The 21432-nt window shown below is 70.9% G+C and carries 21 protein-coding genes; 11 read left to right on the forward strand and 10 right to left on the reverse strand.

Annotated elements, in window-relative coordinates:
* Positions 1-96: 96 nt before the first annotated feature.
* Together AC3DE3_RS03020 and AC3DE3_RS03025 are read left to right on the forward strand one after the other, a co-directional pair.
* Positions 97-1608, forward strand: coding sequence for an AI-2E family transporter (locus tag AC3DE3_RS03020; protein ID WP_260487957.1), 1512 nt, complete (start codon positions 97-99; stop codon positions 1606-1608).
* Positions 1609-1619: 11 nt separating this feature from the next.
* Positions 1620-2117, forward strand: a complete 498-nt coding sequence (locus AC3DE3_RS03025; protein ID WP_488368903.1) for a DUF6542 domain-containing protein — start codon at positions 1620-1622, stop codon at positions 2115-2117.
* A gap of 72 nt (positions 2118-2189) precedes the next feature.
* Here AC3DE3_RS03025 and AC3DE3_RS03030 read toward each other — a convergent pair whose 3' ends face one another.
* A complete protein-coding gene (locus AC3DE3_RS03030) occupies positions 2190-3170 on the reverse strand; it encodes a 4-hydroxy-3-methylbut-2-enyl diphosphate reductase (protein ID WP_260487959.1) in 981 nt (326 codons plus the stop codon).
* A 73-nt stretch (positions 3171-3243) separates the two neighbouring features.
* Here AC3DE3_RS03030 and AC3DE3_RS03035 point away from each other — a divergent pair, with 73 nt between their 5' ends.
* The 3 genes from AC3DE3_RS03035 to AC3DE3_RS03045 are packed head-to-tail and all read left to right on the forward strand — an operon-like array spanning position 3244 to position 5221.
* A complete protein-coding gene (locus AC3DE3_RS03035) occupies positions 3244-3639 on the forward strand; it encodes a hypothetical protein (RefSeq protein ID WP_488368904.1) in 396 nt (131 codons plus the stop codon).
* Positions 3636-4988, forward strand: a complete 1353-nt coding sequence (xseA, locus tag AC3DE3_RS03040; protein ID WP_488368905.1) for an exodeoxyribonuclease VII large subunit — start codon at positions 3636-3638, stop codon at positions 4986-4988. The genes AC3DE3_RS03035 and xseA overlap by 4 nt, the downstream gene beginning before the upstream one ends.
* Complete coding sequence (locus tag AC3DE3_RS03045) at positions 4988-5221, forward strand: exodeoxyribonuclease VII small subunit (protein ID WP_260487962.1); 234 nt, start codon at positions 4988-4990, stop codon at positions 5219-5221. Before xseA ends, AC3DE3_RS03045 begins: the two co-directional genes overlap by 1 nt.
* 73 nt (positions 5222-5294) lie before the next feature.
* Here the strand turns inward: AC3DE3_RS03045 and AC3DE3_RS03050 are convergent, their stop codons facing one another.
* Positions 5295-5855, reverse strand: a complete 561-nt coding sequence (locus AC3DE3_RS03050; protein ID WP_260487963.1) for a DUF4245 domain-containing protein — start codon at positions 5853-5855, stop codon at positions 5295-5297.
* A 122-nt stretch (positions 5856-5977) separates the two neighbouring features.
* On the opposite strand from AC3DE3_RS03050, the gene glpX reads away from it, so the two are divergent.
* Both glpX and AC3DE3_RS03060 read left to right on the forward strand, forming a co-directional pair.
* The gene (glpX, locus tag AC3DE3_RS03055) at positions 5978-6988 is read left to right on the forward strand and encodes a class II fructose-bisphosphatase (protein ID WP_488368906.1); all 1011 of its coding nucleotides are present in this window, start codon (positions 5978-5980) and stop codon (positions 6986-6988) included.
* A 76-nt stretch (positions 6989-7064) separates the two neighbouring features.
* On the forward strand, positions 7065-8468 hold the full coding sequence (locus AC3DE3_RS03060; RefSeq protein WP_260487965.1) for a class II fumarate hydratase: 1404 nt from the start codon (positions 7065-7067) through the stop codon (positions 8466-8468).
* A 198-nt stretch (positions 8469-8666) separates the two neighbouring features.
* On the opposite strand, the gene AC3DE3_RS03065 is transcribed toward AC3DE3_RS03060, so the two are convergent.
* The 5 genes from AC3DE3_RS03065 to AC3DE3_RS03085 all read right to left on the reverse strand — a co-directional run bounded on the left by AC3DE3_RS03065 (position 8667) and on the right by AC3DE3_RS03085 (position 13789).
* Positions 8667-9239: an LGFP repeat-containing protein gene (locus AC3DE3_RS03065; RefSeq protein ID WP_488368907.1), complete on the reverse strand. Its 573-nt coding sequence runs from the start codon at positions 9237-9239 to the stop codon at positions 8667-8669.
* A gap of 83 nt (positions 9240-9322) precedes the next feature.
* Positions 9323-10678 (reverse strand): RNA 5'-3' helicase PhoH2, encoded by a 1356-nt coding sequence (gene phoH2, locus AC3DE3_RS03070; protein ID WP_488368908.1) that lies wholly within the window; start codon positions 10676-10678, stop codon positions 9323-9325.
* Positions 10679-10900: 222 nt separating this feature from the next.
* Positions 10901-12127, reverse strand: coding sequence for an acetyl-CoA C-acetyltransferase (locus tag AC3DE3_RS03075; RefSeq protein ID WP_260489144.1), 1227 nt, complete (start codon positions 12125-12127; stop codon positions 10901-10903).
* 41 nt (positions 12128-12168) lie between these two features.
* The gene (locus AC3DE3_RS03080; protein ID WP_260487968.1) at positions 12169-12621 is read right to left on the reverse strand and encodes a MaoC family dehydratase; all 453 of its coding nucleotides are present in this window, start codon (positions 12619-12621) and stop codon (positions 12169-12171) included.
* A 13-nt stretch (positions 12622-12634) separates the two neighbouring features.
* Positions 12635-13789: an acyl-CoA dehydrogenase family protein gene (locus AC3DE3_RS03085; RefSeq protein ID WP_488368909.1), complete on the reverse strand. Its 1155-nt coding sequence runs from the start codon at positions 13787-13789 to the stop codon at positions 12635-12637.
* A gap of 170 nt (positions 13790-13959) precedes the next feature.
* Between AC3DE3_RS03085 and AC3DE3_RS03090 the strand changes: the two genes are divergently transcribed.
* Together AC3DE3_RS03090 and AC3DE3_RS03095 are read left to right on the forward strand one after the other, a co-directional pair.
* Entirely contained in the window at positions 13960-14976 is a 1017-nt protein-coding gene (locus tag AC3DE3_RS03090) for a MaoC family dehydratase (RefSeq protein WP_488368911.1), read from the forward strand.
* A 26-nt stretch (positions 14977-15002) separates the two neighbouring features.
* A complete protein-coding gene (locus AC3DE3_RS03095) occupies positions 15003-15761 on the forward strand; it encodes a FadR/GntR family transcriptional regulator (RefSeq protein ID WP_206472509.1) in 759 nt (252 codons plus the stop codon).
* A gap of 34 nt (positions 15762-15795) precedes the next feature.
* Here AC3DE3_RS03095 and fabG read toward each other — a convergent pair whose 3' ends face one another.
* From fabG to AC3DE3_RS03110, 3 genes are read right to left on the reverse strand one after another with little or no spacing between them, the layout of a single operon-like run.
* The gene (fabG, locus tag AC3DE3_RS03100) at positions 15796-16536 is read right to left on the reverse strand and encodes a 3-oxoacyl-ACP reductase FabG (protein WP_488368912.1); all 741 of its coding nucleotides are present in this window, start codon (positions 16534-16536) and stop codon (positions 15796-15798) included.
* Entirely contained in the window at positions 16517-17734 is a 1218-nt protein-coding gene (locus AC3DE3_RS03105; protein WP_488368913.1) for a CaiB/BaiF CoA transferase family protein, read from the reverse strand. The genes fabG and AC3DE3_RS03105 overlap by 20 nt, the downstream gene beginning before the upstream one ends.
* A complete protein-coding gene (locus AC3DE3_RS03110; RefSeq protein WP_488368914.1) occupies positions 17731-18957 on the reverse strand; it encodes an acyl-CoA dehydrogenase family protein in 1227 nt (408 codons plus the stop codon). Before AC3DE3_RS03110 ends, AC3DE3_RS03105 begins: the two co-directional genes overlap by 4 nt.
* A 122-nt stretch (positions 18958-19079) precedes the next feature.
* Between AC3DE3_RS03110 and AC3DE3_RS03115 the strand changes: the two genes are divergently transcribed.
* Both AC3DE3_RS03115 and AC3DE3_RS03120 read left to right on the forward strand, forming a co-directional pair.
* Positions 19080-20249, forward strand: a complete 1170-nt coding sequence (locus tag AC3DE3_RS03115; RefSeq protein WP_260487980.1) for a CoA transferase — start codon at positions 19080-19082, stop codon at positions 20247-20249.
* Positions 20246-21427 (forward strand): acyl-CoA dehydrogenase family protein, encoded by a 1182-nt coding sequence (locus tag AC3DE3_RS03120; protein ID WP_488368915.1) that lies wholly within the window; start codon positions 20246-20248, stop codon positions 21425-21427. Before AC3DE3_RS03115 ends, AC3DE3_RS03120 begins: the two co-directional genes overlap by 4 nt.
* Positions 21428-21432 lie beyond the last annotated feature (5 nt).

The raw sequence follows: 21432 nt of genomic DNA on the forward strand, positions 1-21432 counted from the left end.
GCCCGAGTCTACGTCCCGCCTCCCCCGGGCTCCCGCCCCGCCACCCCGGCCCTCGACAGTGAGCGCGCCCGCGTGGCCTCTGTCATCATGTGGGGCATGAGTGATGAGCCGAAACCGCCTCCCGCGCCGGGTGCAGAGGAGGAGCACGTCGACCGGTCCGTCCTCATCGGCATCGGGGGTCGCTGGGTCACCGACTGGGCGTTGCGGCTGGCCATCCTGCTCGTCGCCTGCTGGCTCGTGTCCCGTATCGGCGGCGCACTGTGGGTGGGGATCCTCCCGATCCTGCTGGCGCTCATCGTCTCCACCGTGCTGTGGCCCCCGACGGGGTGGATGACCCGACACGGCGTCCCCAAGTCGTTGGCCGCGCTCATCTCCCTGGTCGGGTCCCTCGGGGTGGTCGCCGGGGTCATCGCGCTGATCGCCCCGTCGATCGTCGAGCAGAGTGTCCAGCTCGCGGATCAGACCTCCGACGCGATCGGCGAGGTCCAGGACTGGCTCCGCGGGCCCCCGCTCAACATCCGTGACGAGCAACTCGACGGTGTCCTGGGTCAGCTCAGTTCGACCCTCCAGGATCGCGGCGACCAGATCGCCAACGGGGTGTTCACCGGGGTGACCGCGGTGGGTTCCCTCGTCGTCACCCTCGTCCTGGTGCTGGTCCTCACCTTCTTCTTCATCAAGGACGGCCCGCGCTTCCTCCCGTTCGTCCGTCGGATCGCCGGCCGCAACGCCGGCCGCCACCTCACCGAGGTCGCCACCCGCGCGTGGAACACCCTGGGCGGGTTCATCCGGACGCAGGCGATCGTCTCGTTCGTCGACGCCTCCCTCATCGGAATCGCCCTGGTCGTCCTCGGGGTCCCCCTGGCGTGGGCGCTGGCTGTGATCACGTTCCTCGCCGGCTTCATCCCCATCGTCGGTGCGTTCACCGCCGGCGCACTGGCGGTCCTCATCGCACTCGTCGCCAATGGGTTCACCACGGCGATCATCGTGCTGATCGTGATCGTCGCCGTGCAGCAGCTCGAGGGCAATATCCTCCAGCCGATCCTGCAGTCCCGGGCGATGAACCTGCATCCGGTCGTGGTGCTGTTGGGCGTCGCCGCCGGCAGTACCCTGTTCGGCATCGTCGGCGCGTTCCTCGCCGTCCCGATCCTGGCCGTGGTCGCGGTCATCCTGCGGTATCTGGGCGAACAGATCGATCTGCGGACCGGGGACGTCACCGCCTCCGACCTCGCGTCGGCGACAGACGAGGGTCGCCTGACGGCCTGGCTGGGTGAACTGTCGAGCTCGCGTTTCGCCCCCCTGCGCAAGAGCAGTAGCGCCATCATGGCCGGGATGATGGACGCGCGCCCGGGTCTCGGGGTCGGGGCGCCGGGGATGGTCCCGCCCGTGGTGCCCCGACCGGGCGCCACAGCGGTGGGGACCGGAGGGGACGACGACGAGGTCGTCCCCCCGACCCCCGATGCCACCGATCCGTCTGCGGACGAGGCGGATCCGCCCACCGGCCCGGTCGACCCCGACGCCGTGACCGGCGACCGCCCGTCGCCGTCGGAAGGCAGGACCAACCCCCTGAGACGCTTCGGCCGATTCCTCGCGCGACGCCTCGAAGGTTAGAGTCATGTCCCGTGAGTAGACGCAGGAGTGGCCGGGTACCGGCGGACGAACGGTCCGTGGTGTCCTCCGTAAGGGGGCTTCCCGCCTGGACAGCGGTCCTGTTGGCGGTGGCGATCTCACTGACCGGCGTGGCGATCGACTCGATCTCCGGAGAGCTCGGCACGGCGTTCACGATCACGTTCTTCCTCGGCTGCCTCGTGTCCGTGCTCGCGGTCGTCCGTCGCTCGGTGTTCGTCGCCGGGGTTCAGCCGCCGATCATCATGGCCGTGCTGGTGCCGCTGGTCTACGTCACCTCCGGCGTCGGTGCCGGCGCGGACGTCTTCTCGCGGACGCAGCTCGTCTCGATCATCCTGCCGTTGGCGACCCGCTTCCCGCTGATGATGACCACCACGATCGTGGTGGTCGGGATCGCCCTGATCCGGGCCTTCGTGTGGGAACCGCGTCCCCGGAACTCCCGTCCGGTGGCCCCCATCGTACAGCGGAGCGCCCCGGCGCACTCCCGCCGCTGAAGGCAGGGGGCGCCGCGGCGCTCTCCGGATACACCACGTCTCCCCCGCCGCTTCTCCGGCGGGGGCGACCGATCAGACCTTCTTGGGGACCCGCAGCTCACGGGGCAGCGAGAACGTGATGGTCTCCTGCGCCGTCCGCACCGTGGAGACGTCGCCGAAGCCGTGGTCGGCAAGCAGGTCCACCACACCCCGCACGAGGATCTCCGGCACGGACGCGCCCGAGGTGACCCCGACCGTGGTGACGCCCTCGAACCAGGACGTGTCGATCTCCTTGGCGTAGTCCACCAAGTGCGCGTCGCGGGCTCCCGCCTGCAGCGCGACCTCCACCAGTCGCACGGAGTTGGACGAGTTCTGTGAACCCACCACGATCACGAGGTCGCACTGCGGGGCCATGGTCTTGACCGCGACCTGACGGTTCTGCGTGGCGTAGCAGATGTCGTCGGAGGGCGGGTCGATGAGCGTGGGGTACTTCTGCTTGAGGCGGCGCACCGTCTCCATGGTCTCGTCCACGCTGAGCGTGGTCTGCGAGAGCCAGATCAGCTTTTCGGTGTCCACGGGGATGTCCAGTTCGTCGACGGAGTCGGGCCCGTCGACCAGTGTCACCACGTCGGGCGCCTCACCGGCGGTCCCCTCGACCTCCTCGTGACCCTCGTGGCCCACCAGCAGGATGAGGTAACCCTCGCGCGCGAAGCGCTTGACCTCGGTGTGCACCTTGGTCACCAGGGGGCAGGTGGCGTCGAACGTCTTGAGTTCGAGCCGGAGGGCGCTCTCCCGGACGGCGGGCGAGACCCCGTGCGCGGAGAACACGAGGTTCGCCCCGCGCGGGACCTCGTCGGTCTCGTCGACGAAGATCACGCCCTGGTCGGTGAAGGACTCCACGACGTGCTTGTTGTGGACGATCTCCTTGCGGACATACAGCGGTGCCCCGTGCTTGGCCAGGGCTTTCTCGACCGTCTCGACGGCTCGGTCGACGCCGGCACAGTAGCCGCGCGGTTCCGCGAGTAGTACCCGCTTGGTTGCCGGTTCGGCGATCATGTCGGTCTGCTCGGTCATGTCCCCAGGGTACGGTTCATACTGGATTTCGACCATTACGCCTCCCTTCACGCCCCCCGGCAGAGAGGTCCGCATGATCAGACCCCTGTTCCTGACCCGTGCCTCGATCGGACTCGCCGCCACCGCGGCCGAGCGTGTCGTGGCCCTGCCCGGCCGTGCGGTCGAGGCGGTCACCACGCTGCCCGGCATCCCCGTGCGGGTCGCCGGCGGTCTGGTGCAGTCCTACCTCCACGCCGGTCAGGCCCTCACCGACCTGGCCGTGAAGGGCGACAAGGTACTGGCCTCCGTCTTCCCCGCCCGGTCCGATCAGCCGGAGTGGGCGACGTTCGACGAGGACGAGGCCGACCCCGACGAGGTCCTGGACGTGTCCTACCGGGTCTACGGTTCGTCCTCCGCCGCCGGTCGGGGCCGCGGCAGCGACGACGACCCCGACGTGCCGACCGGCCGCGTCACCCCCCGCGACGCGTGACGGCCTCCTCTCCCCGCACCCCCAGCAGCGCCGAGCAGCCGTGGCCGGTCCGGGTGGTCTCGGACCAGATCGCGGCGTGGATCCACCGGCTCGGGGCGGTGTGGGTCGAGGGGCAGATCACCCAGCTCAGCCTGCGCCCCGGCACCCGGACCGCGTTCCTCACCCTGCGTGACCCCTCCGTGGACAACTCGTTGACCCTCACCTGCCCGCCCAGGCTCATCTCGGAGTCGCCGGTACCCGTCACCGAGGGCAGCCGGGTGGTGGTGCGGGGCACCCCGCGCTTCTACACGGGCCGCGGGTCGTTCTCCCTCCAGGTCTCGGAGATCCGCCCGGTGGGCGTGGGCGAGCTCCTCGCCCGCATCGAGCGTCTCAAGCAGGCGCTCTCGGCGGAGGGGTTGTTCGATCCCCGCCTCAAGCGGCCCCTGCCGTTCCTGCCCACGTGCGTGGGCCTGATCACCGGACGGGCGAGTGCTGCGGAACGCGACGTCGTCGAGGTCGCCCGCGGCCGCTGGCCGGACGTCCGTTTCGCCGTGCGCAACACCCCGGTGCAGGGGGCGTCGGCCGTGCCCCAGATCCTCGATGCGCTGGCCGGGCTCGACGCGGACCCCGTCGTCGACGTCATCATCCTCGCCCGCGGCGGCGGGTCGGTCGAGGACCTCCTCCCCTTCTCCGACGAGGCCCTCATCCGTGCGATCTCGCGGTGCCGCACCCCGGTGGTCTCCGCCATCGGACACGAGCCGGACTCGCCGTTGTCGGACCTCGTCGCCGATCTCCGTGCGGCCACCCCCACCGATGCGGCCAAGCGCGTGGTCCCCGACGTGGTCGAGGAGCGGCGCCGCATCGCCGAGGCCCGGTCCCGTACCGCCCGGGCCCTTCGCGGCTGGGTGGACAGGGAGCGTAACCAGCTGGCGGCCGTGCGGTCGCGGCCGTGCATGGCGAACCCGTACGGGATCGTGGACTCGCGGGCGGAGATCGTCGCCGAGGCCCTCCGCGCGGCCCGACGCGACATCACCCGGATCATCGACTCGGAGTCCACGTCGCTGGGCCACCTGTCGGCGCGCCTCACCACGCTCGGGCCCGCCGCCACCCTGGCCCGCGGCTATGCCGTGGTGCAGTCCGTCGCCGGGAGCCACGACGGCCGGGTGGTCTCGTCGATCGCCGACGCCCCACCCGGTTCGCAGCTGCGGATCCGCGTCTCCGACGGTTCCATCTCCGCGGCGGCACTCGGGTCGACACCCGCCGCCGGCCGCACGACCCCGTCCCCTGACACCTCCGAGCCCCAGACACCCGAGCCCCCGACACCCGCGCCCCAGACACCCGCGCCCCCCAATCCCGAGGAGCAGTCCTGATGTCCGACGAGCAGACCCCCGTCTCCGAACTGGGGTACGAGCAGGCCCGCGACGAGCTGATCGAGGTGGTCCGCATCCTCGAGGCCGGGGGCCAGGACCTCGACGCCTCGCTGGCGTTGTGGGAGCGCGGTGAGGAACTCGCCGCGCGGTGCACCGAGCACCTCGACGGTGCCCGTGCGCGGATCGATGCCGTCCTCGGCGACGACGACGAGGGCGGCTCCGACCGGGGCTGAGCCCGTCGCCCGGCCGGGCACGAACACCGACCGCGGCCCCGATGCGATCACCGCGTGCACCGCACGCGGGCAGCTACCGGGTCGGCAGTGGCTGCTCGCCCTGCACCGCAGCGGCGAGTGACTCGAAATCGGACGTCGGCGCGGATCCGGTGACGGCGACGCGGACGTCGTCGAGGTCGAGCACCCACACCGGCCGGACGTCGTCCCCGGTGAACACCGCCCACTCGCGACCGGAGACCGGCACCATCGTCCGGCTGGGCCGCGGCCCGCCGCCCAGGGACCGGAACGCGTCCTCGGGGGCGTCTGACTGGACGAGTTCGACGTAGCTGCGCTCGCCGGTCACCCAGCCCACGTGGCTGGACGTGGTCCCGGCGAAGCCCTGGACGCGACCCGAGTTGGGGGTCCAGCTGTCGGGGACCTCGGGCGAGCGGATCGGGAAACCCAGACTCCGGGCGTCCTGTTCCAGCGAGGCCTGTGCGTCGAAGTCGGGGATCTGTCCCTGCTGCGGGCCGGACGGGCTGAAGGTGCACAGCCCGGCCACTCCGGCGAAGACGCCGCAGATCACCATGAGCACCACCACCGACCAGAACATGTCGCGGTTGCCCTGCAGGATTCTCGGTTTCGACTCGGCCACGCCTGCGAGTATCCCACCCACCCGGGGCGAGTCCGGCGCGTGGCCCCCGGCGGGGTGACCGAGGTGGAACAATGGGCGCCGACACCCCACCGAGAACGCCATTACGAGGAGCCAGACCACCTATGTCCCACACCAAGCGCCCCGATCGAAACCTCGCCATGGAGCTGGTCCGTGTGACCGAGGCCGCGGCCCTGGCCGCCGGACGATGGGTCGGGCGTGGTGACAAGAACGGCGGCGACGGCGCTGCGGTGGACGCGATGCGCGAGCTCATCTCGACCGTCGACATGGACGGCGTCGTGGTGATCGGTGAGGGTGAGAAGGACGAGGCGCCCATGCTCTACAACGGCGAGAAGGTCGGCACCGGCGAGGGGCCGGCCGTCGACGTGGCCGTGGACCCCATCGACGGCACGCGGCTCATGGCGGAGGGCCGGCCCAACTCGATCGCGGTGATCGCCGTCGCCGAGCGCGGTTCGATGTTCGATCCGTCCGCCGTGTTCTACATGCGCAAGATCGCCGTGGGCCCGGACGCCGTCGGCAGGATCGACCTCGCCAAGTCCACCGAGTGGAACATCCGGTCGGTCGCCGAGGCCAAGAACATCGACGTCGGGGACATGACGGTGTGCGTCCTCGACCGGCCGCGCCACGCCGAGCTCATCGCCGAGATCCGTGCCGCGGGCGCCAAGGTGCGGCTCATCATGGACGGCGACGTCGCCGGCGGTGTGGCCGCGGCCTCCGACGACAGCTCGGTGGACATGCTCATGGGCATCGGCGGTACGCCCGAGGGGATCATCACCGCGTGTGCGCTGAAGTGCATGGGCGGCGAGATCCAGGGGCAGCTGTGGCCGCAGGACGAGGCGGAGCGCCAGAAGGCGGTCGACGCCGGACTCGACGTCGACGCGATCCTCGGCACGGACGATCTGGTCAAGGGCGACAACTGCTTCTTCGCCGCCACCGGCATCACCAACGGCGACATGGTCCGCGGCGTGAGCTACCGCTCCAACGGCGCCGTCACCCGCTCGCTGGTGATGCGGTCCAAGTCGGGCACCGTGCGCCACGTCGAGGGCCGCCACAAGATGGAGAAGCTCCGCGAGTTCTCCGCCGTGGACTACGGCCAGGCCACCGGCGGCAACTGAGCACTCCCCCGGCAACCCGCGCCCGCCGCACCGGACTCTCCTGCACGGTGCGGCGGGCGCGCCTAGTCTGGCCGGTATGGCCGATCAGACTGAATTCCGTATCGAACACGACACGATGGGCGAGGTCCGGGTCCCCGTGGACGCCCTCTGGCGGGCACAGACCCAGCGCGCGGTCGAGAACTTCCCCGTCTCGGGTAGCGGGCTCGAGCGCGCGCAGATCCGTGCGCTCGGCCTGTTGAAGTCCGCCTGCGCGACCGTCAACGGCCGGCTGGGGCTGCTCGACCCCGACAAGGTCGACGCTATCGTCGCCGCGGCCGGACGGATCGCCGAGGGCGAGCTGGACGAGCATTTCCCGGTGGACGTGTTCCAGACCGGCTCGGGCACCAGTTCCAACATGAACACCAACGAGGTCATCGCCTCGTTGTGTGCGGCCGAGGGTGTCACCGTGCATCCCAACGACGACGTCAACATGTCGCAGTCGTCCAATGACACCTTCCCGACCGCGACCCACGTCGCGGCCACGGAGGTCGTGATCGCGGATCTCGTCCCCGCCCTGGGCACCCTGGCCGAGTCCTTCGAGGCCAAGGCGGAGCAGTGGCGCGAGGTGGTCAAGCCCGGACGCACCCACCTGATGGACGCCGTGCCCGTGACCCTGGGTCAGGAGTTCGCCGGGTACGCCCGCCAGATCCGTGCCGGCGTCGAGCGTGTCTGCGGGACGCTGCCCCGCGTCGGCGAGCTGCCGATCGGCGGCACCGCCGCGGGCACCGGGCTCAACGCCCCCGACGGCTTCGGCTCCGCCGTGGTCGAGGAGCTGCGCTCCCTGACCGGGCTCGAGGAGCTCCGTCTGGCGGCGGATCCGTTCGAGGCCCAGGCCGCCCGCGACGGGCTGGTCGAGCTGTCCGGGGCGCTACGCTCCGTCGCCGTCTCGCTGACCAAGATCGCCAACGACATCCGGTGGATGGGGTCGGGGCCCATGACCGGGCTCTCCGAGATCCACCTGCCGGACCTGCAGCCGGGGTCGTCGATCATGCCCGGCAAGGTCAACCCGGTGCTGTGTGAGACGGTCGCGCAGGTCGCCGCCCAGGTCGTGGGCAACGACGCGGCCGTCGCCTGGGCGGGCGCGAGTGGCGCGTTCGAGCTCAACACCGCGATCCCGGTGATGGCACGCAATGTGCTCGAGTCGGTCCGGATCCTCGCGAACTCCTCCACCCTGTTCGCCGAGCGCTGCATCGACGGGATCGAGCCCGATGCCGATCGTATGCGTCGCCTCGCCGAGTCCTCCCCCTCGATCGTCACGCCCCTGAACTCGGCGATCGGCTACGAGGAGGCCGCCCGGGTCGCCAAGCACGCTCTCGCCGAGGGGATCACCATCCGCGAGGCCGTCATCGCCCTGGGGTTCGTCCCGGACCCGTTGTCCGAGTCCGAGCTCGACCGCCGACTCGACGTCCTGGGGATGACGGGCCTCGACCGCGAGCGCTGACACCGCCTCACCCTTGCGCCGCCTCACGGCACCGCCGGACCACCGGACCACCGCACGGCCTCCCCACCGCTCGGCCTCCCACCGCTCGGCCTCCCACCGCCGATCGGCTGCGCGCCCGGAATGCCCGCCTCGCGGGGAGTTGCGCGTCGGGAATGGTCCCGACACGCATCGCACCTGCGGCTAGCGGCGCGTACCGGTTCAGCCGGAGTGCTCGATGACCCGGATGGACTGGTCCTCCAGGCGGATCTGCCCGTTCTGGAAATCTGAGTAGATGATCCCGTCGGCGGCGGTCTCGTCGCTCACGGGCCACCCCAACCGGCCGGCCGGCCCGCCGTTGTCGAGGTAGGTGGCGAGGATCTGCCCGCGCACGATCTGCGCTCCGGTGGCCGGTGACCAGTAGACGGTCCCGTCGATGAAGTCCTGCTTCCTACCGCCGTCGAGTTCCTCGGCCGGGGCGACCGGGGCCTGCAGCGCGAGCGGAGTCTCCTTGGCGTCGCTGTACCGGCGGTAGATGGCCATGTTCGTGAGGAACTCGTCCTCGCCGATCTTGACGACGATCGGGTCGTCCGCATCGGACCCCGCCGCCTGCCCGACGCCCGGCTGATCCGACGCCCCGTCGGCCTCCGGCTCGGATCCGTCCGCCCCGGCACCGGTCTGGGACTGCGCCTCGGCCGGCATGCCACCGGGGACCTGCTCGCCGCACGCGCCCAGCACGAGGGCGCACGCGACGACGACCGGGAGCGCGGACACCAGTGTCGGGCGACGGGACATGGGAGACCTCCGTTACGGCATGATTCGGGCCCGGACTCGACGAGCCCGGACCCGAATCATCCCACGGTGCCCGGGGCATCCCGTCAGGCGGCGTGGATCCGTCGCAGCTCCCCGGAGGAGCCCTCCGGGTGGAACTCCTCCAGCATGGTGGTGACGAGTTCGGCGATCGCCGAGCGTTCCGAGCGACTCAGGGTGACGTGCGCGAACAGTGGGTGCCCCTTGAGCTTCTCCACCACCGCCTGGATGCCGTCGTGCCGGCCGACCCGGAGGTTGTCCCGCTGTGCGACGTCGTGGGTGAGGACGACCCGCGACCCGGTCCCCAGCCGCGAGAGCACCGTGAGCAGGACGTTCCGCTCCAGTGACTGCGCCTCGTCGACGATGACGAACGAGTCGTGCAGGCTCCGCCCGCGGATGTGGGTCAGCGGCAGCACCTCGAGGATGTCGCGGTCCAGGACCTCGTCGATGACGTTCTCGCTCACCAGTCCCTCGAGGGTGTCGAACACTGCCTGGGACCAGGGCGACATCTTCTCCGACTCGCTGCCCGGCAGGTAGCCCAGTTCCTGGCCGCCCACGGCGTAGAGCGGGCGGAACACGACGATCTTGCGGTGCCGACGCCTCTCCAGGACCGACTCCAGGCCCGCGCACAGCGCGAGCGCCGACTTGCCGGTGCCCGCCCGGCCGCCGAGGGACACGATCCCGATCGACTCGTCCAGCAGGCAGTCGATCGCGATGCGCTGCTCGGCGGAGCGTCCCCGCAGGCCGAACACCTCGACATCGCCGCGGACCAGCCGGAGCCCACCGTCGACGGTGACGCGGGCCAGCGCCGACGACGACTCGGTCTGCACCCGGACACCGCAGTGGACCGGGGTCCCGCTCTCCAGCCCCGCGGCCCGGGTGGCCAACGGCGACGTCCCACCCTCCGAGAACAGGGTGTCCACCAGCTCCTGGGTGGCGGGTAGGTCGGCGACCCCGCTGTAGCCGGTCAGCACCACGTCCTGGGCGCGGTACTCGTCGGCGGGGAGCCCGACCGATCCCGCCTTGACCCGCAGCGGGACGTCCTTGGAGACCAGCACGGTGTCGGCACCCTCGGCCCGGAGGTTGAGCGCACACGCGAGGATCCTGGAGTCGTTGCCCGTATCGCGGAACCCGGACGGCAGGACGGCCTGATCGGTGTGGTTGAGCTCGACCCGGAGGGTCCCTCCGGCGGCGGTGACGGCGATGTCGCCGTCGAGGCGCCCGTGCCGCAGGCGCAGGTCCTCGAGCAGCCGCAGCGCCTCGCGGGCGAAGTAGCCCAGCTCGGGATGATTGCGCTTGCCCTCCAGCTCGCTGATCACCGCGATGGGCAGCACCACGCGGTGCTCGGCGAAGCGGGTGACGGCCCACGGGTCGGACAGCAGAACCGAGGTGTCGAGGACGTAGGTACGTACGGTGTCGGTCACGGCGCGCTCCTCGCCCGCGGCACCCGCGAGCGTGTTGGGATGGACCGGCCGGCCCAGGTCACCCGGTGGTGACGGGGCCGGGTGCCGGCCCCCTCCCGATCGAGACATACGATCATCGGCTGGGACCTCCCGACGGTCGGCTTCCCCACCGACCGTTGCCGATGACGCTACGCCCGAATCACATCCCTGTAGTTAAGTCTGGGTGAACTATCAGGAGGCCCGTCACGCCACTCGTTCGAACGCCGCGGCCAGCCCCTGCCCACCACCGAGGCACATCGTCTCCAGCGCGAGCGTGCCCTCCCGCCGCGCGAGTTCGCGCGACAGGGTGGTGAGGATCCGGGTCCCCGTCGCCCCGACGGGATGCCCGAGCGAGATCCCGGAGCCGTGCACGTTGAGCCGCTCGCGATCGGCGGCGGTGAACCCGTGGCCCGATTCCCATTCCCTCAGGCACGCGAGTACCTGCGCGGCGAACGCCTCGTTGAGTTCGATCAGATCGAAGTCCGACAGTCGCAGGTCGAGCCGGTCGAGCAACCCGGCCGTCGCGGAGACCGGGCCGATGCCCATCCGCGCGGGGTGGACCCCGGTCACGGTCCAGCCGAGCGGTCGGACGAAGGCGCGCAGTCCCAGCTCCTCCGCGCGGCGTCGGGTGGTCACCACGCACACCGAGGCCCCGTCGTTCTCCCCCGACGCGTTGCCCGCGGTGACCGTGGCGTCGGGATCGACGCGGGAGCGGATGGGTCGCAGGTCGGCGAGGGAGGCAGCCGTGACGCCTCGCCGGGGGTGCTCGTCGGTGTCGACGACGACGAGGTCGCCCTTCGGCTGTGGGACCCGCACCGGCACGATCTCCTCGTCGAACACGCCCGAGTCCTGCGCGGCGACCGCGCGCCGCTGACTCTCGGCCGCCAGTTCATCCTGTTCGGCCCGGGAGATCGAAAACTCCGCCCGGAGGTTCTCGGCGGTCTCCAGCATGCCGCCCTCGACCGGGTGGTCGCGGCCACCGGAGGTCACCCGGCCTCGGGCGATCCGGTCGATGAACTCGACCCGGTCGCCGCGGACCCCGCCGCGCAGCCCGAGGGAGTAGAACTCGCTGTTCGACATCGACTCGGCGCCACCGGCGATCACCACGTCGCTCACGCCGACGGCGACCTGCATGGCGGCGTTGAGCACGGCCTGCAGGCCCGATCCGCAGCGTCGGTCGATCTGGATCCCCGGCGTGCTGATGTCCAGACCGGCGTCGAGTGCCGCGACCCGGCCGATCGCGGGCGCCTCGCCGTTGGGGTAACACTGGCCCAGGATCACGTCGCCGATGTCCGCCGTTCCGAGGCCGGTGCGCTCGATGAGTCCCGCGATCGCGGCCGCGGCGAGGTCGGCGGCCTGCAGTGGCGCCAGGACGCCGCCCCGGCGGCCCACCGCGGTCCGGACGGGTTCACAGACCACCACGTCGGCCAGTGCCTCGGCCATCCTGGATCCGGGCACCGGGGCCTGTCGCCTCACTCGACCATCATCCGGACGGTCTCGGCCACGACCGCCGGCCGGTCGGAACCCTCGACCTCGACGGTCACCAGACTGTTGAGTTGGACTCCGGACGACTTCCGCTGAAGCGACGTCAACTCGATCCCCGCACGGATACGTGACCCGACCGGCACCGGCGCGGGGAACCGCACCTTGTCGACCCCGTAGTTGATCATCATGGCGAATCCCCGGATCTCCATCACCTCGGCGCCGAGCACCGGCAGCAGCGACAGGGTGAGGTACCCGTGCGCGATGGTGCGACCGTACGGCCCGTCGGCGGCCCGGACCGGGTCGACGTGGATCCACTGGTGGTCCCCGGTGGCCTCGGCGAACGCGTCGATCCGCTCCTGGGTGATCTCCATCCAGTCGCTGTACCCGACGTGCCGACCGAGCTCGGCCTCGAGCTGCTCCAGTCCCTCGAACACCTTCACGACAGTCCTCTCCTCATTCCAACCCGCCACGTGCCACCAGTTGCGATGCGATGACGTTGCGCTGGATCTCGTTGGTCCCCTCGCCCACGATCATGAGCGGGGCGTCGCGGAAGTACCGTTCGATGTCGTACTCCGTCGAGTACCCGTAGCCACCGTGGATCCGGACCGCGTCGAGCGCGATCTCCATCCCCACCTCGGAGGCGAAGAGCTTGGCCATCCCCGCCTCCATGTCGCACCGCTGCCCCGCGTCGAACTTCTCGGCGGCGAACAGGGTGAGCTGGCGTGCGGCGGTGAGCTTGGTGGCCATGTCGGCCAGGCGGTGTCCGATGGCCTGGTGCTTCCAGATGGGTTGCCCGAAGGATTCGCGCTGCTGCGCGTACGCGAGGGAGTCCTCCAGCGCGGCGGCCGCGACGCCCAGCGCGCGGCTCGCCACCTGGATACGCCCGGTCTCCAGGCCCTTCATCATCTGCGCGAACCCCTTACCCGGTTCTCCTCCCAGGATCCGGGAGGCGGGGGTGCGGTAGCCGTCGAAGGACAGCTCACACGTCTCGACGCCCTTGTACCCGAGCTTGGACAGGTCCTCGGAGACCGTGAGACCGGGCCCGTGCTCGACCAGGACGATCGAGATCCCCCTGTGCTTCGGCAGCGCCGACGGGTCGGTCTTGCACAACAGGGCGATGAGGCCGGAGCGTCGCGCGTTGGAGATCCACGTCTTGGCACCGGTGATCACGAGCTCGTTACCCTCGGCCGTCGCGGTGGTGGTCATCGCCTGGAGGTCGGAGCCCCCGCCGGGTTCCGTCAGCGCCATGGTCGCCCGGATCTCGCCGGTCGCCAGCCGGGGGAGGTAGGTGGCCTTCTGCTCCTCGGTGCCGAACCCGCTGAGCAGTGAGGCGACCACGGTGTGCCCGCCCATGGCGCCGGCGAGCGACATCCACCCGCGGGCCAGCTCCTCGGTGACGCGGACGTAGCACGGCATCGAGACCGGCGTCCCCCCGAACTCCTCGGGCACCGCCAGACCGTAGATGCCGATCGCCTTCATCTGCTCGATCCAGCGTTCGGGGTACTCGTTCGCGTGTTCCATCTCGCGCACGTACGGCGTGACGTCGCGATCGATGAACTGACGCACGGTCGCGACCAGGTAGGCCTCGTCATCGTTCAGGTCCGGCATCGCAGAACACCTCGTCGTCGTCTCCATCCGCCGGTCAGGCGGGCTCCGGACCTCATCGTCGCAACCGCGTGCCCAATAGTCAATAATCATGCGCATGGTTTTGTGTAGTGTGTCAGCGGACGCCGGCGCGGGCTCGCGACGCACGCCACCCGGGCCGGAAGGAGGCCGCGATGACCGAGAACCCCACCCCGCAGGGGCCCGTCGTGGAGATCGGCGGCCCCTACTTCGACCAGCTCGAGGTGGGACAGGTCTTCGACGAGGCCCCCTCGGTCACCCTCACCGACGGGTTGGCGGCCGCGCACCAGGCCATCCTCGGTGACCGCCTGCGCCTGCCGCTGGACCGCCACCTGTCCCACGCGGTCACCGGCGCCGCGGTGGCGCACCCCGGGCTGGTGACCGACATCGCGATCGGTCAGTCCACCGTGGTGACCCACCGGGTCAAGGCCAACCTGTTCTATCGGGGCCTGCGCCTACTCGCGGCTCCCCGGATCGGTGACACCCTCTCGACGCGGACCGAGGTGGTCGGTCTCAGGACCAACTCCCCCAGACCCGGCCGCGCGGCCACCGGGTTGGCCGCGCTCCGGATCACCACCACCGACCAGGACGGCCGGACCGTCCTGGACTTCCACCGGTGCGCGATGCTGCCGATGTCCGGGGGCGTGGACCCCACGTCCTGCGTCCACGACGACGACCTCTCGCGCATCGGCGGCGGGCACGAGCGCCCGTGGGCGACGCCGCAGGGCTGGAACCTCGACGCCTACCGCGCCGCGCTCCCCGGCGGACCACCGTCGATCCCCGCGGCCGGCACCGTCCTGCGACCGGGCGCCGACGTGGTGTCGGGTGCACCCGAGTTGGCGCGGCTGACCATGAACGTCGCCCGAACCCATCACGACGGCCGCGTCTCGGGCTCCGGCCGGCTGGTCTACGGCGGCCACACCATCGGACTCGCGCTCTCGCAGGCCACCCGGGCCCTGCCGTCCATGCTCACGGTGCTCGGGTGGCACTCGTGCGACCACGTGGGTCCGGTCCGCGAGGGCGACACCCTGAGCAGCGACGTCGTGGTGGGCGCGGCGGTGGAGGCGGCAGGAGGTGGGACTGCGCTCGACCTGCGGTCGCTCGTCACCGCGCACCGGCAGGACGGCGACGCGCCCGTCCTGGACTGGACCTACACCGTGCTCATGCCCTGAGACGGGAGACGGAGATAATGGTGGCCATGAGTTCAGGCAGCGGCGGGGTCCGCCCGGCGGTAGGCCGACCCAAGAAGACGGCTTTGCTCGTGGCCCAACAGATCGTCGAGGACATCTCCCGCCGCGGGAACACCGTCGGCGACCGGCTGCCGCCCGAGCACCTCATGCTGGAGGAGTACGGGGTCGGCCGCGGCACCCTCCGGGAATCGCTCCGCTACCTGGAGCTCCAGGGCGTCATCATGCTCAAGCCCGGCCCGGGCGGCGGCCCCATCGTGCAGCAACCCGACGGCGGCACCCTCGCCGCCACCCTGAGCCTGCTCCTGCAGTTCGAGAACGCCCCGTTCTCGACGATCATGGAGGCCCGCGCCGCCCTCGAGCCGGGTATCGCGCGGCTGGCCACCACCCGCATCGACGACGCCGGCCTGGAGCGACTCGCGGAGAACCTCCGGGAGACCCGGGCACGGTCGGCCGACCCGGCAGCCTTCTCCGCGCACTCGGAACGCTTCCACGAGCTCATCGCCTGGAGTTCCGGAAACGCCCTCTTCGGCTACCTCTTCGACGCGCTGACGGGCCTCATCGCCGGGGCCTCGATGGGGATCAGCTACCCGAAGCGCCAACGCGAGCTGACCTGCGACATCCATGAGGACATCTACGCCGCGATCGCCGATCGCGACGCGGACACCGCCTCTCGGTTGATGTCCGTGCACATCGACGAGCACACCACGTACCTCGAGAAGCGGTTCCGGTCCGAACTCGCCCAGCCGATCCGCTGGGACCTCGCCTGAGCGCACGGCATCGCACGGCCCGCGGTCCGGGCACTCAGATGTGCCGCCCTCCCGTGATCTCCAGGACGGTGCCGGTCATGTAACTGGACATGTCGCTGGCGAGGAACAGCACCACCTGCGCGACCTCGCTCGGCTCGGCTGCGCGCCCCATGGGGATCTCGGCCAACTTCTCCTCCCAGACGTGCTCGGGCATGGCCAGTGTCATGGCGGTGCGGATGAGCCCCGGCTGGACCGCGTTGACGCGCACCCCCGCGAACGCCACCTCCTTGGCCGCCGCCTTGGTCAGCCCCACGATCCCGGCCTTGGCTGCGGAGTAGTTGGTCTGGCCGACGAGACCGACCTTGCCGGAGATCGACGAGATGTTGACGATCGCCCCTCCCCCGTGCCCGCGCATCCGGCCGGCGGCGGCGCGGGTGCCGTTCCACGTCCCCTTGAGGTGGATGGCGATGATGTCGTCGAACTGCTGCTCTGTCATCTTGCGCATGGTCGCGTCACGGGTGACGCCGGCGTTGTTGACGAACACCCCCAGCGGCCCGAACGCCTCCTCGGCCACGTCGATCATCGCCTCGACCGCCGCCCCGTCCCGGACGTCGCAGTGGACGTAGCGCGCGGAGTCCTGACCGCCCAGGTCGGCGACGGCCGCGACGCCCGCCTCGTCGTCGATGTCGCCGATCACCACCCGCGCGCCCTGGTCGATGAACGTCCGGGCGATCTCCAACCCGATGCCGCGAGCGGCCCCGGTGACGACTGCGGTCTTACCCTCGAGCAGGCCCATGGTGTGTGTCCTCTTCTCGTGTGTCGTGGTCGGTGGTGTTCCCGAGTGCTCCGTCACGCCGGAGTTCCGCCAGGATCGCGTCGGTGTGCTGCCCCAGTGCGGGAACGGGCCCCATGGGCAGCTCTACATCGGTGAAGGTCATCGGCGGGAGCAGGCCGCGGACCGGACCCGCGGGCGTCTCGACGTCCCGCCACCGATCCCGCGCCGCGAGTTGCGGGTGGTCGACCAGCCCGGCGACGTCGTTGAGCCGCCCCGCCGGGACGCCGAACTCGTCGAGCCGGTCGGCCAGCTCCACCGAGCCGTACCCCATGGTCAGGGAGCCGATCAGCGCGTCCACCTCGGCCCTCCGGGCGACGCGAGCGATGTTGGTGGCGTACCTTTCGTCGTCGACCAACTCCGGCCGCCCCAACACATCGCGCACCAGCGCGGCCCATCCCCGGTCGTTCTGGACGCCGATCAACACCTGCCCGTCGCGGGTCGGGAACGCGTCGTACGGGCAGATCGACGCGTGGGACAGTCCCATCCGCTCGACCTGTCTCCCCGCATACATCCGGGTGTACATGGGGTGGCCCATCCACTCGGCGGTGGCCTCGAACATGGACACCTCGACGGTGGCCCCGCGCCCGGTCCGTTCCCGCCGGAAGAGCGCCGACTGGATCGCCGACAGGGCGTACATCCCGGTGGCGATGTCGGACACCGGGACCCCGGTCTTGGCGGCGGCCTCGGGGGTGCCGGTGATCGAGCACAGCCCGGACTCGGCCTGCACGAGCATGTCGTAGGCCTTGCGGTCCGTGTACGGACCGCCGTCTCCGTAGCCGGAGATGGTGACGACGACGAGGTCCTTCCGTCGCTCACGTAGCGCCGTCGCCCCGAATCCCAACCGGTCCATCGCCCCGGGCGCCAGGTTGCTGATCACCACGTCTGCCCGGTCGACCAGGGCCAGCGCGGTCTCCCTGCCGCCCGGCGAGGCGAGGTCGAGTTCGATCGACTCCTTGCCCCGGCCCAGCCACACGAAGTGGGAGGCCAGCCCGTGCACGGCGTCGTCGTAGGCGCGGGCGAAGTCACCCTCCCCCGGGCGTTCGATCTTGATGACGCGCGCGCCGAGGTCGGCCAGGTGCCGGGTGGCCAGGGGCGCGGCGACGGCCTGCTCCACCGCGACCACGGTGATACCCGCCAGCGGAAGGGGCTCGGCGGTCACCGGGGACCCGCGTCCCGCATCGCCCCGCGCACGAGGCCACCGCCGATGATGAGGCGCTGGATCTCGCTCGTGCCCTCGTACAGGCGGAGCAGTCGGACGTCACGGTAGATCCGCTCCACCGCCACGCCCCGCATGTAGCCCGTGCCGCCGTGGATCTGGACCGCCTTGTCCGCGACGTCGGCGACCATCTCGGTGCAGTACAGCTTGGCCACCGAGGGGGCGATCCTGCGGTCCTCGCCGGAGACGTACTTGGCGGCGGCCTCGCGGACGAGGGCACGGCCCGCCATGACGCCGGTCTGCTGGTCGGCGAGCATCCCCTGGACCAGTTGGAACCCGCCGATGGCCTCGCCACCCTGGGTGGTGGTCGCCGCGAAGGCGAGCGACTCGTCGAGCGCCCGCTGCGCCGATCCCACGGCGACGGCGGCGATGTGGATGCGGCCGCGGGCCAGCGAGGTCATCGCCGCCCGGTACCCGGCGTCCTCGTCGCCCCCCACCAGGGCGGTGGCGGGTACGCGCACACCCCGGAAGTCCACCTCGGCGGTCCACGCGCCCTCCTGCCCCATTTTCTTGTCCCTGGGGCCGACACTCACGCCCGGGGCGTCCGAGGGGACCAGGAACACGGCGATCCCCGTCCCGCTGCGGTCGGCAGGGCGGGTACGCGCGAACACGATGAACAGATCCGCCAGCGGGGCGTTGGTGATGAAGCGCTTGGTGCCGTCGATGACCCAGTCGCCGCCCTCACTGCCCGCACCGCCGTCCCGCACGGCCTTCGTGGCCAGTCCGGCAGGGTTCGAGCCGGCGCCGTCCTCGGTCAGGGCGAACGAGGCGATGACCTCGCCGGAGGCGATCCGCTCGAGCCATTCGGCCTTCTGGGCGTCGGTGCCGAAGTTCACGAGCACCTGCCCGGCGATCCCGTTGTTGGTCCCGAACAGCGACCTCATGGCCAACGTCGTGTACCCGAACTCCATCGCCAACTCGACATCCTGGGTCAGGTCGAGGCCCAACCCGCCCCACCGCTGTGGGATCGCGTACCCGAACAGACCCATTCCGGCCAGGTCTGCGCGGATGTCGTCCGGGACCGCGTCGCTATCGGCGATCTCCCGCTCGCGGGGTACGACCATCGTGCGGATGTACTCACGCGTGGTGGCGAGGATGTCAGCGAAGTCGTCCGCGTCGACCTCCGCGTCGACCTCGGAGGTCGGGCTGCTCGGCTGCTCGCTCATGGTCTCGCCCCTGTCCGCCGGCGATGGGTGTCGCGGAACACATTTCCACGCTGTATGCTTCAAACTATTATCAGGATTTGCACCGCGGGGCAACTGGCCCGCCGCCCCACCGGGAGCCGTTGATGACAGAGCCCTCCGCGTCCCGACCGCTGGACGGGATCCGCGTCGTCGAGCTCTCGAGCTTCGTCGCCTCACCCCTCTGCGGACTCACGCTCGCGCAACTCGGCGCCGAGGTCATCCGGGTCGACCCGGTGGGTGGTGCCGCGGACGTGAACCGGTGGCCCCTGGCGCCCGGCGGGACGTCGATCTACTGGACCGGGCTCAACCGGGGCAAGGCGTCGGTCACCCTCGACCTGCGCTCCGACGACGGCCGGCGGGCATTCCGCGAGCTCGTCACCGCGCCCGGCGAGGGCGGGGGGATCCTCGTGACGAACTCGGGAGGTCGGAGCTGGATGAGTCACGACGTCCTGGCCGCCGAGCGCGAGGACGTCATCACCCTCGAACTGCTCGGCCGCCGCGACGGCCGGCCCGGGGTGGATTACACGGTCAACGCCGCCCTGGGCTTCCCCTCGATCACCGGCCCGGCCGAGGGCGGGACCGTCGTCAACCATGTCCTGCCGGCCTGGGACGTGGCCGCCGGACTGCACGCGGCGCTGGCCGTGGTGGCGGCCGTCCGCGAGCGCGAACGCACCGGCCGCGGGCGGCGGATCGTGCTCCCCCTCGACGACGTCGCCCTGGCCACCGCGGGGACGCTCGGGTACCTGACCGAACCCCAGCTCGACGGGTCGTCGCGCCCCGCGGTGGGCAATCACGTCTACGGGACGTTCGGCACGGATTTCACCACCCGCGACGGCGGTCGGTTCATGATCGTCGCCCTGACCACCCGGCACTTCCACGACCTGGCTCGCCTCACGGGCACCCGGGAGGCCGTCGACGCGCTCGAGACCGCGACCGGCGCCGACTTCACCGAAGAGGGCGACCGCTACTCCTATCGCGAGGTCCTCGCCGCACTGTTCGCCCGCTGGTTTTCCGCCCGGAGCACCGACGAGGTCGCGCGCGCCCTCGCCGACTCGGTGGTGCTCCACGAGCGCTACCGCACGTTCGCCGAGGTCGTCTCGGAGGGCGAGCTCGAGACCAACCCCCTCTTCTCCCGCCTCGACCAACCCGGCATCGGCCCCTATCTGGCCGCCGCGTACCCGGCGACGTTCGACGGGGACCACCTCGGCACCGGCCCGGCGCCCTCCCTCGGCGCGGGCAACGACCGACTCACCCCGGGAGGACGATCCGGATGACCCACGAACCCACCGCCCGCGAGGACGTTCCCGTCTACCTCACGGAGGACCGGCTCGCGATCCGGGACCTCGCCCGGGACTTCACCGCCAGGGAGGTCCTCCCGGTCGCGAACCGCCTGGACCCGGAGAAGGGCGACATCCCGGACGAGCTACGGCAGAAGATGGCCGACATGGGCTTCTTCGGGATCATGATCGACGAGGAGCACGGCGGCCTGGGACTGGGAGTCTTCGAGTACTGCCTGGTCGCCGAGGAGCTGGCCCGGGGGTGGCTGTCCGTGTCGGGTCTGCTCGCCCGGGGCAACGGCATGGGCGGCGGGTTCACCGCCGAGCAGCAGGCCCGCCTGCTCCCCCGCGTCGCCCGTGGCGAGTGGCTGGGCGCCTACGCGCTGTCGGAGGCCGAGGCGGGGTCCGACGTCGCCAACATCTCGTGCCGCGCCGTCCGCGACGGCGACGAATGGGTCATCAAGGGCACCAAGATGTGGTGCACGTACGCAGACCGGGCCGACTACCTCGTCCTGTTCGCCCGCACCGATCCGGACCGCGACCCGGACAAGCCGTACCGGGGCATCTCGACCTTCCTGGTGGAGAAGGAGCGCGGCTCCTTTCCCGCCGGTATCACCGGCACTCCGGTCCGCAAGATCGGCTACTTCGGGTGGCAGACCTGGGAGCTGTCCTTCGACGACTTCCGGATCCCCGCCGACGCGCTGCTCGGCGAGGAGGGCAGGGGCTTCTACATGGCGGTGTCCGGGCTCGAGGTCGGCCGGGCGCACACCGCGGCCCGCGCCATCGGTCTGGCCCGCGCCGCGCTGGAGGACTCGATCGCCTACGTCACCACCCGCGAGCAATTCGGCCGCCCGATCGGCGAGTTCCAGTACCTGCGCTTCGAGATCGCCAAGATGGCGGCCGACATCGAGGCGGCGCGCCAGCTCATGTACTCCGTCGCCACCGCGATCGACTCGGGCCGCCGCTGTTCGCTCGAGGCCGCCATGTGCAAGCTCGTGGCCACCGAGATGGCCGAGCGGGTGACCTCGCAGGGCGTCCAGATCCACGGCGGGGCCGGCTACACCACCGACTTCCAGGTGGAACGGCACTGGCGGGACGCCCGCCTCACCCGCATCTTCGAGGGCACCAGCGAGATCCAGATGCGGATCATCTCGGACGAGCTCCTCGGCCGCTGACGGCT

Source organism: Dietzia sp. IBK-p2-16D, assembly GCF_057773085.1.